This window comes from Glaciimonas sp. GNP009 (assembly GCF_054343755.1).
Map to the genome: position 1 here is coordinate 5,004,299 of NZ_JBTGUV010000004.1, position 12,447 is coordinate 5,016,745.

Annotated in this window: 11 protein-coding genes; 4 read left to right on the forward strand and 7 right to left on the reverse strand. The window is 48.5% G+C overall.

Going from position 1 to position 12,447, the window contains the following annotated elements:
• Positions 1 to 326: 326 nt before the first annotated feature.
• Positions 327 to 1,949 carry an ABC transporter substrate-binding protein gene (locus ACXX82_RS23045; RefSeq protein WP_458563778.1) on the reverse strand — a complete coding sequence of 541 codons (1,623 nt, stop codon included), beginning with the start codon at positions 1,947 to 1,949 and terminating at the stop codon, positions 327 to 329.
• A 282-nt stretch (positions 1,950 to 2,231) separates the two neighbouring features.
• Positions 2,232 to 2,879, reverse strand: a complete 648-nt coding sequence (locus ACXX82_RS23050; protein WP_458563779.1) for a hypothetical protein — start codon at positions 2,877 to 2,879, stop codon at positions 2,232 to 2,234.
• A 477-nt stretch (positions 2,880 to 3,356) separates the two neighbouring features.
• On the opposite strand from ACXX82_RS23050, the gene ACXX82_RS23055 reads away from it, so the two are divergent.
• The 4 genes from ACXX82_RS23055 to ACXX82_RS23070 all read left to right on the forward strand — a co-directional run bounded on the left by ACXX82_RS23055 (position 3,357) and on the right by ACXX82_RS23070 (position 8,998).
• Positions 3,357 to 4,286, forward strand: coding sequence for a PIG-L deacetylase family protein (locus tag ACXX82_RS23055; RefSeq protein WP_458563780.1), 930 nt, complete (start codon positions 3,357 to 3,359; stop codon positions 4,284 to 4,286).
• Between the two features lie 30 nt (positions 4,287 to 4,316).
• Positions 4,317 to 5,201, forward strand: coding sequence for an ATP-grasp domain-containing protein (locus tag ACXX82_RS23060; protein WP_322238734.1), 885 nt, complete (start codon positions 4,317 to 4,319; stop codon positions 5,199 to 5,201).
• The gene (locus tag ACXX82_RS23065; protein WP_458563781.1) at positions 5,198 to 7,579 is read left to right on the forward strand and encodes a glycosyltransferase family 2 protein; all 2,382 of its coding nucleotides are present in this window, start codon (positions 5,198 to 5,200) and stop codon (positions 7,577 to 7,579) included. Before ACXX82_RS23060 ends, ACXX82_RS23065 begins: the two co-directional genes overlap by 4 nt.
• A 153-nt stretch (positions 7,580 to 7,732) precedes the next feature.
• On the forward strand, positions 7,733 to 8,998 hold the full coding sequence (locus ACXX82_RS23070; protein ID WP_458563782.1) for a tetratricopeptide repeat protein: 1,266 nt from the start codon (positions 7,733 to 7,735) through the stop codon (positions 8,996 to 8,998).
• Positions 8,999 to 9,095: 97 nt separating this feature from the next.
• On the opposite strand, the gene ACXX82_RS23075 is transcribed toward ACXX82_RS23070, so the two are convergent.
• The 5 genes from ACXX82_RS23075 to ribA form a co-directional block, all read right to left on the reverse strand.
• Complete coding sequence (locus ACXX82_RS23075; protein ID WP_458564048.1) at positions 9,096 to 9,767, reverse strand: nucleoside/nucleotide kinase family protein; 672 nt, start codon at positions 9,765 to 9,767, stop codon at positions 9,096 to 9,098.
• A gap of 147 nt (positions 9,768 to 9,914) precedes the next feature.
• A complete protein-coding gene (locus tag ACXX82_RS23080) occupies positions 9,915 to 10,364 on the reverse strand; it encodes a MaoC family dehydratase (protein WP_322240673.1) in 450 nt (149 codons plus the stop codon).
• A 99-nt stretch (positions 10,365 to 10,463) separates the two neighbouring features.
• Positions 10,464 to 11,192 (reverse strand): cytochrome c biogenesis CcdA family protein, encoded by a 729-nt coding sequence (locus ACXX82_RS23085; protein WP_458563783.1) that lies wholly within the window; start codon positions 11,190 to 11,192, stop codon positions 10,464 to 10,466.
• Positions 11,192 to 11,578: a thioredoxin family protein gene (locus tag ACXX82_RS23090; RefSeq protein ID WP_322238744.1), complete on the reverse strand. Its 387-nt coding sequence runs from the start codon at positions 11,576 to 11,578 to the stop codon at positions 11,192 to 11,194. The genes ACXX82_RS23085 and ACXX82_RS23090 overlap by 1 nt, the downstream gene beginning before the upstream one ends.
• Positions 11,579 to 11,777: 199 nt before the next feature.
• Positions 11,778 to 12,446, reverse strand: a complete 669-nt coding sequence (ribA, locus tag ACXX82_RS23095; RefSeq protein ID WP_458563784.1) for a GTP cyclohydrolase II — start codon at positions 12,444 to 12,446, stop codon at positions 11,778 to 11,780.
• Position 12,447 lies beyond the last annotated feature (1 nt).

A 12,447-nucleotide genomic window follows, 5' to 3' on the forward strand; every position in this document is an offset into this window, starting at 1 on the left:
AATCGATGTAGTGGTTATTTGTATTGATTTTTGATGATGTATCACACTCATCGACGGACTTTAGCCAACTCACGATCATTGCATTGGTCGATTAGTTGATTAGTGGCCTTAAGCAAACCCCTTAGGTGCGACTTTAGCTGAGTAGATAGCTGTAATACGCCCCATTCTAGCTTTATGAATGCACTATTTGAGTGAAAATTTGCGCCGTAGTGGGGAGGCACGTTAGTTCATCAATCCCACGCCCCATGCTTGTATTGCGCGAGGAGGTGCGAATGTCACACTTCCCAAGCATCACATTTCATGCCAATAAAACGCTCGCAATAGGTCTATTGCGTTAAATCAACATGTTGGAATTCATATTCACTGAACACAGACATTTTGAATCCGATCACGTTTTTACGGATGGCTGCATAACGTACTGCATGTGCGATGGAAATCCAGGGCGCTTCTTCATGCACAATAAGTTGCGCTTTCTCATAAAGTATTGCGCGCTCGGCCTGATGTGGTGTGCGCTTGGCGCTTTGTATCAGCGTCTCAAAGGCAGGATTACACCAGCGCGCTTTGTTGCCGCCGCCTTTAATACTGTCACAACCCAACAATGTAGCAAAAAAATTATCCGGGTCGCCATTGTCGCCATTCCAGCCGTACATCATGACCTGTTGCTCACCTTGATTGCTGCGCTTAACATATTCCGCCCAATCGTAAGTAGCAAGCTTGGTTTTGATCCCGATTTTTGCCCAATCCGACTGGATTAATTCTGCCATACGTTTGCCATCGGGATTGTACGGACGGGTAACGGGGAGATACCATAATTCTACCTCGGCACCATTCGGATAACCTGCCTTGGTTAATAGCGCTTTGGCCTTAATCGGGTCATAAACAACGTCGACAACCTTATCGTTGTAGGACCAGAGCGTCGGTGGGATCGGATTTTTTGCCGATTGTCCTGCGCCTTGATAGACAATATTAACTATGGCGGTCTTATCAATCGCCATAGTCAAGGCCTGGCGGACCAACTTGTTATCGAATGGCTTTTTTTCCACATTAAAGGCGATGTAGCCAACGTTTAAGCCTTCTTTGCTCAGTACCGTGACGTCTGGATTAGCCTTCATCAAAGGGACATCCGCTGGTTTTGGCAAGGTCATGACCTGACACTCGTTAGCTTTTAGTTTAGCGTACCGGACCGATGCATCCGGTGTGATGGCGTAGATCAGGTTATCGAGTTTGGGACGTCCACCCCAATAGCCGTCAAAAGCCTTGTAACGGATCACGGCGTCCTTTTGATATGACACAAACTGAAACGGGCCGGTACCGAGTGGTTCGCGATTAATGATTTCCGGCATGCCGAGTGCCTTCATTTTTTCGGCGTACTCGGCCGACATAATTGCGGCAAAATCCATCCCTAAATTGGCAATGAACGGTGCTTCTGGATGCTTTAGCGTAAACACAATGGTGTAGTCATCTCGCTTCTCCACCTTATCGATGATTTTATCCATCGCCATATCCAGGTAATAGGCAAAGCTCTGCCCTGCCGGGAGTTGGTGGAACGGATGATTGGGATCGCCCATACGGTTGAAGGAAAACACGACGTCATCGGCATTAAAATCACGCGTCGGGGTAAATCGGGCATTACCCTGAAACTTGACACCTCGACGCAATTGAAAAGTGTAAGTCAGACCGTCAGCAGATGTTTTCCAGGATTCTGCCAATGCAGGTTGAATTTTAGTGGTCCCTATTTCAAAGGCCACCAATCGATCGAACACTGGCACTGATGAAGCCTGAAATGAAATAGCCGTTGTATAAAGCTGCGGATCAAACCCTTCAGGGCTGCCTTCCGAGCAGAAAACGAGTGTCTTAGGTGTCTTAGCGGCAGCAATGGCAAACCCGCCATGGAGAGTTAACATTGTCAGCAAACTGGCGGCTACAACGACATTCGATTTCGTTCGCATGCGGCTCTTTCTATTGTTTTCTTGTGACAATAAATATACCGTGGGACCTATTATTTTGACAGGGTAATTTGATGAGATGCATCATCACCGTCGTTATACAGTTGCCCTACAGTTGCAAGATCGGTAAGCGATACATAGACCTGTCCGATAATGTGGCATGCAAGCGTAAAAAATTAGTGAGTTGGCATTGCGGAGAAGTGATCATCAAGATCATGACGGCGCTTAAACATAAAACGGACGCCAATAGCGTCCGCTGTGTTCGCAATTTCAGACCCCACGTTTTTAGCGCGTGTCAGTGGGTTCGGTAGCCGGGCCGCCAGCATTCACGCCGCCTGATTTTCCCATAATGTCGTCATAGGGCGTTTGTACCAGCTGGAACGGGTATGCACGTGACGGAAAGCTTTCCGCCTCTTCTGTTTTTTCGGACTGTTGCGCAATGTCGGGGTTGTCCTCCAGCGCAGGCCTGATTTTGGCTCTGTCTGCGAGCACTTCCTCAGGCGTATAAGGCCGTGCCGCCGCATCGAAGCCGCTATACCCATCTTGACGCCACCCTTCAACTTGTTTTTCGATATCTAACGCACCCGCATTGCGCAAGGCTGATTGCGCTATCGGCACCAGCGCATCATCGTCTACCGTAATCGCCACCACCGCGTGGCCGCGCCGAACCGCCTCAGAATAATGGTCAATGTCTTCATGATGGCTACCAAATAGGTGAACAAGAAGATCTCGAAGGTTATCTGCGACACCAACAACAGCGCGGCGCTTCTTATCGGATGCGGGAACATCTGATTCATGCGATCGATACGACATATGCGCTTCGTGCATGCGAACATGTACGTTGGAAGCCTCGAAACCAGATGATATCAGCGCCCGCTGAGCGTCTTGAGCGATTTCATAATTATCGAAAACACCAACCACTGTTTGTGACATATAGCCTCCTCAATTTTTGGGATACCAGCTTATATCTCTGACCCTAGTCCAAGGTTTGATTTTCAGCTAAGACTGCTGGCAGAAAATGTTTTCGTTCGTAGTCTACTCAATCGCTGGCCCAAGTCAGATGCCTCATTCTCATTCTACGCGCTTTGCTTATATTGAATTTTCGTAAGACGAATGAAAGTTTTACGCAGTTCAAAACTCCCTCTTGAACACATTTTCTGTCCCATTTTTCGCGCATCATTTATGTGGATATTCTCAGATAAAATCTAGTCTAGACAAAGTAGTGTTTTTATAATATCTTATTAAGAAGATAACCTTATTTGGGTTTAGTAGCGTTAATCTTTAGTAGATTCAATCAATGGTTGCTATCTGGAGTATTTCGTCGGGCGGATCATAGGGAGATCAGAACGATGAAAGTAAGTTAGCAGTTTCGGTAGTCTTGGTTTTCATAAAAACTAAAAAGGAAAAGCAATGTTTTCCTCCCAAGAACCAATCTTTCTGTGTTTTTTCTCAGCCATTTTGTTACTCGTGGCTTATCAACTCTACCGATTCCGTTTGGAGTTGTCAGGGTTGCGTCCCCCGGCGCGGCGCGTGATGGGTACGTTGCCTATTCTTGCTGTATTGCTGCCAACCAATAGCGTGTTTGAGTTTGCCAAACTAACGTCGAGTGGATCAGAAGTGCTGTATGCACTTGAACTGATCGGGTTCATCATTTTGGCGTTCGTCATTTTCAACCTGATCTGGTTGATTCGGTGCATCACGAAGTCCAACAAAAAATTGATCATTCTTGCCATTGGTGCGCATCCCGACGACATCGAGTTAGGTTGCGGCGCGGCGTTGCTACGCTACAAGGTCGAAGGGCATGAAACACATGGCATTGTATTTTCGGTCGGCGAAGGTGGCGTCTACGGTGTCGCTGCAAAAAATGGTAATCCACGAAGAAAAGAAGCCGAAAAAGGTGGTCGTGTGCTGCAACTTGATAGTTTGACTGTGCTGGAATTTCCTGACACCAAATTAGGCACCCGCCAGGATGACCTTAAACGCGTGATTGAAGAAGTCACTCGCCAACTTCATCCTGATTTGATATTTACCCATAATCGCCATGATCTGCATGCTGATCATCATGCTGTTTATCTGGCATCGCTGGAGGCAGCGCGTCGTGTGCCGACCATGCTTTGCTACGAAAACCCCAATACGCCACCCGATTTCCGGCCTAATTATTTTATCGACGTTTCTCTGTATCTCGAACAAAAAATTAAAGCGTTGAAGTGTCACGCAAGTCAAACGCTATCCCGCCCATATATGGAAGAGGATATCGTACAAAGCTTAGCGAGAGTGCGCGGAAGTCAGGCACGTCTGCGCGCAGCTGAAGCATTCGAAGCCATCAGATTTACGGCTTGACGATATAAATCAGGTCCTTCAGAGGCAAAGATGAGACAAACAAAAAACGTTTTGGTCACCGGCGTCGGCGGCCTTTCCGGTAAAGCTGCGATGCACGTGCTCAAGAACAAGGGATTTCGCGTGATCGCCGTCGATATGGTTCCAGTCGAGCACTGTGCTGATGCTTTCTTCTTAGTCCCGCCAGTCCGCGACCCTCGCTATATCGATGAGTTGGATGCATTATTGGCTGCTCACGATATAGGCTGGCTTTTTCCGACAGTACAGGAGGAACTCGTTCTCATTGCCGAGCGCGCGGCCTTGTATCGGCGTCGCGGAATAGCGGTTTTTGTAGGAAATCCTGAGGCAGTCGCCATTTGCGACGACAAATGGCGCACGGCGCAAACGTTGGGTGCTGCAGGTGTCGCTGTACCGAAGAGTGCTATCGGCAAATCTGGTTCGGCAGAAGTGATGCGATTGGGCTTCCCGTGCGTATCCAAACCCAGGGTTGGTCGGGGAGGTCGTGATGTTGCGGTACATGATGGACCAATCGCACCCTTGGCTGAATCCGGTGACAACAATCTTGTATGGCAAGAATTTATGCCCGGCACTGAATATGATGTGTTGATGATGCTTCCGCCAGAACAACCGCTGGAAGTGACAACCGTCATCTTCGAAAAAACACTCCTGCGGGAAGGACGTACCGGTAACGCACTGGAAGTAACACGCGTCAATGCACCGGATGTGCGCAATCTCGCCCTCTCCGCTGCTAGAACTCTGAAGTTAGTCGGTCCACTTGATATGGATATTCGGCGCGATATCAATGGCGTTGCGCATGTTCTTGAGATCAACGCGCGAATAGGCGCCCATACCCAAAAAGCACCGGAGATTTTCGATGCCATGGTAGATCTTTATGCATTGGGATATCTGGGCGGATGACCGATTTCCTGCTTACTCCGATATTGCTATTTGGTGCCGTTACATTTTATTTCGGTGTCATTTCGCTCGTTTATTTTCCCCTGGCGTTCGCCTATCTTTTTTGGGAGTGGCGGCTTTTCGCAAGGGCAAAAACTGCCCATTACACGCCGCGGGTAAGCGTTCTTGTACCTGCTTTTAACGAGGAGCGCACAATTTATCCCAGTATCCAGTCAATCCTTGATTCCGACTATCCCGATTTTGAAGTGATCGTCATCAATGACGGATCGACAGACGGGACAGCGCACGAACTTCAGCCTTTTATTGCCCATCGGCAGATTAGTTATGTGGAGAAAAAAAACGGTGGAAAGGCGTCTGCCCTGAACGCTGGCATTGCCCGCGCCACCGGTGAGATTATCTTGTTTACTGACGCCGACTCTTTATTTGAAAAAAATACTATTGGTAACGGAGTTGCGTATTTTACCGATCCTACAATTGGTGCATTGAGTGGCAATGACACGCCGCTTAATCCTAAAGGGTGGCTTCAGAAGATGCTGGTGGTGACTTCACATATAGGCACAGGCCTGGTACGCCGTGCTCTTTCAATGGCAAGAATTTTACCCATAATCCCTGGTAATCTTGGTATGGTGCGCAGTGACATTCTTCGCTCCATCGGAGGATTTCGTGAGATATGGGGCGAGGATCTGGAAATCACTTTTCGCCTGCATCGCTGCGGTGTGCGGGTGGTGTATGGCGCACGTACCAAGGTGATCGCAGAGTGCCCTCACTCTTTGCGTGGTCTGTGGAAACAAAGAGTACGGTGGGTCAGAAGTTATATCACTATCATTTTTTTGCATCGGGACATGATTGCCCGTCCGACATTCGGTGTATTCGGCGGCTACTTGCTACTGAACTTGTTCAACATGATCATTGTTCCGATTGTGCAAATGCTGAGTTTATTGCTGCTTCCCGTCGCTATGCATGCCGGTATCATCAAACTGCAGAACATGGAATGGGTTGCATACATGGGATTTGGGTCGCTATTGATCGCCGCAGTGACGGCGATCCTATTAGATAAATCTCCGCGGGACTTGCTGTATTTGCCCTACACCATGGTTCTGCTTCCGTTGAGTTACTTTTACACCGCGGTGGTGATTTACGCGATCTGGGCCGAATTACGCGCCCATAACGAAGACTGGAACAAACTTGAGCGCAGAAATCCTCTCGCCATTGCTGCGCCCGAAGATCCCTGGCGACGCCGGTTGGTATTGGGTGGGGCCACGGTGGCCAGCTTGGCGGTTGTAAGCTCGGTGATACAGCTTGATGGTGACGATTTTAGTGAGGTCGCTGAATTGTTCGAGCCAGAAAAACCGATTGGGGGCAGTCTGACGGTATCTATCCACTTTTCGGATTGGAACAACTGGCGCCGGGCTTTGGAATCGTTGCTGGTATCGCCCGGAGCAAAGCACGTTGATCGGGTTGCCGTTTCTGCAGGGCGACCTGACTGGACCTATTACAAATGGGATAGAAATACGGAGTGGTGGAGTCCAGAACAAAAAGAATCGCACGTCGATATGTTAGCCGAGACGATCACCTCGCTTGCTGCAAAGGGCTACGCCACAACGGTGACGCTGGACGTGCTTGCGCCGCGTTATCTACAACTCAATCCGCATTGTGCCGCCGTCGATATCAATGGAAAAGCAAGCCGCGACATAGTCTGCTCCACGTGCCTTGCGAACGAAGAGTATGGAGAATTACTTGATGGTGCATTTCGGGCGCTTGCCACTAAGCCAGAAGTTGAATCGATTTGTATCACCGAATTGTTTTACGACGTTCATTGCTATGACGAACGATGCCGCAAGGCATTCACGAGTGCGTCTGGACAGAGTGACTGGCCACGGCAAGGTAATGGATTAATAGACCGACTGCATCCGGCAATCGGAAAATGGCGCTCAGAACAGGTGAGTAAATCTGTTACCCGACTGTCCAGAATTGCGCGCACTTACGGCAAACAGCTGTTAGTTGATGTCCGTGTGAGTCGTGACGATCTCTCTCGCAACAGTACTGAAAACGGTCAGGATTATCGTTTGCTGTTGCCTTTAGTCGATCAGTTGGTGGTGTGGGATTACTTTGCGCTGGATGGCTTGCCACCTAAAGTCACAGGGACAGTAGCCAAATATCTTAGTCGTCATTTTGGTGCAAAACGTTATTGGCATTCAATCGGATTATGGAATGACAAGGAGGGCGCTATAGATGCAGATCAGCTTACCCGTTCTATACGTGCAGCCCGACGAGGCGGTAGTACTAATATCTGGATTACGCCAGGAAAGTATCTGACCGATGCGCACTGGGACGCATTGGCAAAACTCAAGCTTGGAAAGGATTACACGAATCAAGTCTGACTCGGAAATCGGGTGACGAATGGTGAGTCAGGCGCTAAGTCGCGTGTGTATTACACATTAACAAACGACATACAACACCGGCGCACGCTGAAGATTTCAGCTACAAAAGCTTCTAAAAAATACGATAAAAATACTTTGACAAGGGATATAGCAATGAAGCTCAAACCGAAGGGGAATACGTTGTCTTGGGGTGCACTATTGGCTTGTCTGTCAATGGTCGCATCAGCTGCCGAAACTGACGTCGTGCCGCAGCAAAAAGAAAAAAACTATGCAGAAAAGGCGGATCAGGAGATTCAGGAATTCCATTGGAATCAAGCCATTCAGACGTATCGCGACGAACTCGCCAAAAACAATAAAAACGCGGACGCATGGCGGGGCATTGGCCGGATACTTCGCTTCGAGGGACATCTGGAAGAATCGCGGCAAGCTTACGAGAAAGCCGCAGCCCTTGAACCGGAGGATCCAAATGCTGCGCTGGGAATCGCTAATACCTACCGATTAAATCATGACTTCGACCAGGCAAAAATAAATTATGCCGCCGCGCAACAACACTGGCCGAAAGATGACGAAGTAAAACAGGCTGCCTACGATTTTGCACGCGACACCAATCCACGCATATTTGGTAGTTACGAAAGGGATCTTGCGTTTCGGACCACCACTTATGGCGCCGGAACACCGTTATTTTCGCGCGAGGATCTTCAGTTTGAACACGTCAATGATGAGAGTCTTGGCGTCTATGTACGAAAAGATGAAAAGGCTACTTACAGACACTATTTCGCGTTAAATAATTTTCTGGAATTCAGATATCGGCGATCTAATTATTCTTATTCAATCCCTATAACGGACTTTTCAGCTGTCGACTGGTTCGATGAATACCGCATTCGATATAGTTATCCGATCACCCCTGAGCAAGTCGGTTCGCTGACATTCACGTACCGGCCGACCACGTTAAAAACCACGCAGCAGACATATAACTCAACCAAACTTGAGATGGAACTTCACTCTCAATGGACGCCCCGTTTTGCCACATTAGTTGGTGCAGGGGCGCTGCGCGATCTTAATGACAATCCGATTACGACTAGCGATCTGCGCACGACCAGTTTGGTAAAGGCGGGAGTGGAATATATGCTGACGCAAAAAATGCAAGTCGCGGCTACGTATATAACAAACCCGGATCTGGACAACTCGATCCACAGCAAAAGTTTGATTTTCCTGAACTATCAATGGCGCGGCGATTTATCGACAATTTTCCGCTATCGCTATGATGATTATAAAAGTGGCATCAATCAACGGATCGCCTCTCTTCTATTCCGATACACACCAAACTCCCATATTTTTTCTGAGTTTGGCGTACTGACGGCCAGTCGCGGTGGCCGCAGCGGCGTTTATCCAGAGTTGACGTTAGTTTATAAATTTTAAGAAAAATGTTTTTTTGAAAATTGCGGTAGAAAGTGGCACGTTGAAAAATGCAACAAACAACTTGACCGGCTCAGCGGACGCAACCGCGTCCGCCAGATCAGCGAGAAATGCCACTTTCGCCAGCAACCCAATTGAACACCCTGTCGGCGCGCCCTTGTGTCGATTCAATTAAAACAGCATTCGGTTCATCCGTCCGTTGTACCCACTCTTGCGCGGCCTGCTTATTACGCCCAAATTGCATATGGCGCGCAATCAGTCGTTGTTGCCGCAAATCGGTCTCTATCGCTAAATACCAGGTTTCGTCTAGTAAGCCGGGAACCTTGCTCCAGTGGCCTCGGTCCAGTAAAAGGTAGTTTCCTTCCGTTATCACCAGTTGTATGTCTGCGGATATGGCAATCGCGCTCGCAATCGGCTCCTCTATCTCACGGCGGAATTCTGGGGCATAGATCACCTCATCCTGGGCTTGATGACGCAGCCTGTTGAGTAGTGCGGCATAACCGGCGCTATCAAAGGTGTCTTCGGCACCTTTACGACTCTGCCGGTTTAAACGGACTAATTCCTTGTTTGCCAGATGGAATCCGTCCATCGGCACCACTATCGCTCGTCCATGCAAACCCGCCACGAGCGCTTGTGCGAATGTCGATTTACCAGAGCCTGGCTGACCAACAATGCCAAGAATAAAGCGTTGACCGTTAGCTAAACGTACCCTTAACTTTTCCAGGCAGGTTTCAATGGTGCATGCGTCAGTTGTGCATGATTCGATCGTCATGGCCTTGATCACATTTGTCGTTGAATTGGTCACTACGGATTACCTTAAGTTCGTTTTTTGTAATGCCGAATTGATCGTCGCTAAAAACCGGCATCCAAGACTTGGCAACGCCGACAGAGATCGGGACCGAGAATGTTTTGTCAGTCGTTAATCCTTAGCTTGTTTGCTCCATACCATCAGCTTTGCGACCAATAATTGCACAACATCTCCGCTTTGATTTATTGTCTGGGATCTAACTTGTATCATGCCGCGGTCAGGACGGGATCTCGATGGCGTAAGAGATATTACTTCACTCTCTACATGCAGCACATCGCCGGGTCGGGTTGCCTTGGGCCAGGTAATTTCTCCGCCCGCACCGATAATGCCACCAGCCAGCGGCATTCCGCTTTCTACCAGTAAGCGCATTGTGATCGCCGCAGTGTGCCAACCGCTTGCCGCCAAGCCGCCAAAGAACGTATCTTGGGCGGCAACCTCGTCCAAATGAAACGGCTGAGGATCGAATTGATGTGCAAAGCGTTTGATTTCCTCCGCAGTCATTTGATGCGAGGCGGATATAAATTGTTGACCGAGAAAAATATCTTCCAGATACAAGTGCATCTCTTTGATGATTTCAGCGGGATCGCTACCATCAACACCAGAATGCGTATTCGTCATTGGTATATCTTTCTTTAGCAAAGTATTGTTCTAGCAACCCATCTACATACTTGTCGTCAAGACGGTTAGCCAATCCGGGCTGATAGATAGCAACCAACTTTCAAGAGCGCGATCCAGACCGCTCAGCATTAATCCACCCACGATCATCATCATGACGCCGAGTAAAGTTTTACCATATTGACCGAAGGTGAGTAATTTTCCGCGGAAGCGTCCAAATCCAGCACGTGACGCCATGCCGAGTACTATCAAAGGCAATCCGGCACCGATCCCGAAAATGATCATTAGCAATGCAATCTGCGGCAGACTCTTACCTTGCGAAGCCAGCGTTGTTGCGGCTCCTAAAGTTGGTCCAACACAGGGAGTCCATATCACGCCAAGCAGTAATCCTATAACAAATTGGCCTGGAATACCGTCCAGTTGCACGCGGGACAATACATCACTGGCCAACCCTCCGATACCAGCCAACGCCGCAGACCAACGTTGCTGCAAGCTCGCTGACACCATCAATAGCCCAAACAAAATAAACAAGATTGCGGCAACCAGGCGAAATGTATCTTGACCTAAGCCAATTGATGCGCCAATGGCGGCTATGAATACGCCTAATAGGGAAAACGAGAGTGCCAGTCCAGCAGCAAGTGCCAACACGCCAAATCGATGTGCGGTGATTGCTGAAGTAAGCAGGATGGGGACGAGTGGCAAAACGCAGGGTGACAGAATGGACAAAACACCCGCCACAAAACTCAGACCGTAACTAGCAAGTCCAAAATCCATTAAAGTGCTTGCGCAAACGTCGCCTGGATTGCTGCTTTGGTGGTCTGCCCGGTCGCGCGCGTCACTTCTTTGCCACCCTTGAAGACAACAAAGGTCGATTGCTGACTGATATGCATGACTTTTTTGAGCGCTATTTCTTTATCGTAATCCGCCACAAGCAGAGTGATACTTTGCATATCCGGCTGCTTTAACAGACTATCAACGATAGGTTTTTGTACCTTGCAAGTCGGACACCAGTCCGCATGAAAATAAACAATTGCGGGCTTGCCTTCAGCTTGTAATTTTTCGAATGCAGTTTGACTAAAAGCTATTTCACCGGCATTAGCGGCAAACGATGTTATTAGCATCGCACTCCCTAATAAGGCTGTTGAAAGAAATTTGCGCATGGCACTCTCCAATAAGAATTAGATGGATTGATAGAAGACCTAGATTGCCGCATAGAAAATATCGGCTAAGTTTAGTCTTTAGCTTTAACCTTTGACCACTAACAACGCGCAACGCCCAACGCGGGTATTAAACAATCAGTGCGCCGTTCTAAATATCGCTGCATAAACTATCTTATAAATGTGCACTCAAGGTGCGTTCTCAGACACTTTCATCTTGATGTTCAGCGCCCTCATTTGGCAAAAAATGCCCTAATTTAGCCGACTTGGTATCCAGATAACGGGTATTAAACGGATTTCTGTTCAAAATCAACGGTATGCGCTCAACTACCGGCACGCCCATCTTTTTAAGTGCGTCCATCTTGCGCGGATTATTAGTCATCAGACGCAATGTCTTGATTCCCAAATGCTGCAGCATTGGCTCGCACATACCGTAGTGGCGCAAATCATCGGCAAAACCCAATTGCTGATTCGCTTCGACGGTATCGGCACCAGAATCCTGAATGCGGTAAGCACGAATTTTATTAATTAATCCGATTCCACGTCCTTCCTGACGTAAATACAATATGGCGCCGCGCCCTTCTGCCGCAATTTGCTGGAGCGATCCTTCTAATTGGGCGCCACAATCACAACGTTGGCTAAAGAGCGCATCGCCAGTCAGGCATTCCGAGTGGATACGGGCTAAAACCGGCAAACCGTCTGTTACATCGCCTAAGACGAGTGCCAGATGTTCTTTACCAGAAGGATGATCGATAAAAGCGTGGAGCTGAAATGTAGCCCAAGGAGTCGGCAGTTCGCAAGAGGTGACGTATTCCAGTGATTCGTGGATTTGGGCTGCTGCGGCGTTACAAGGTGTAATGTGGGTGCTCATA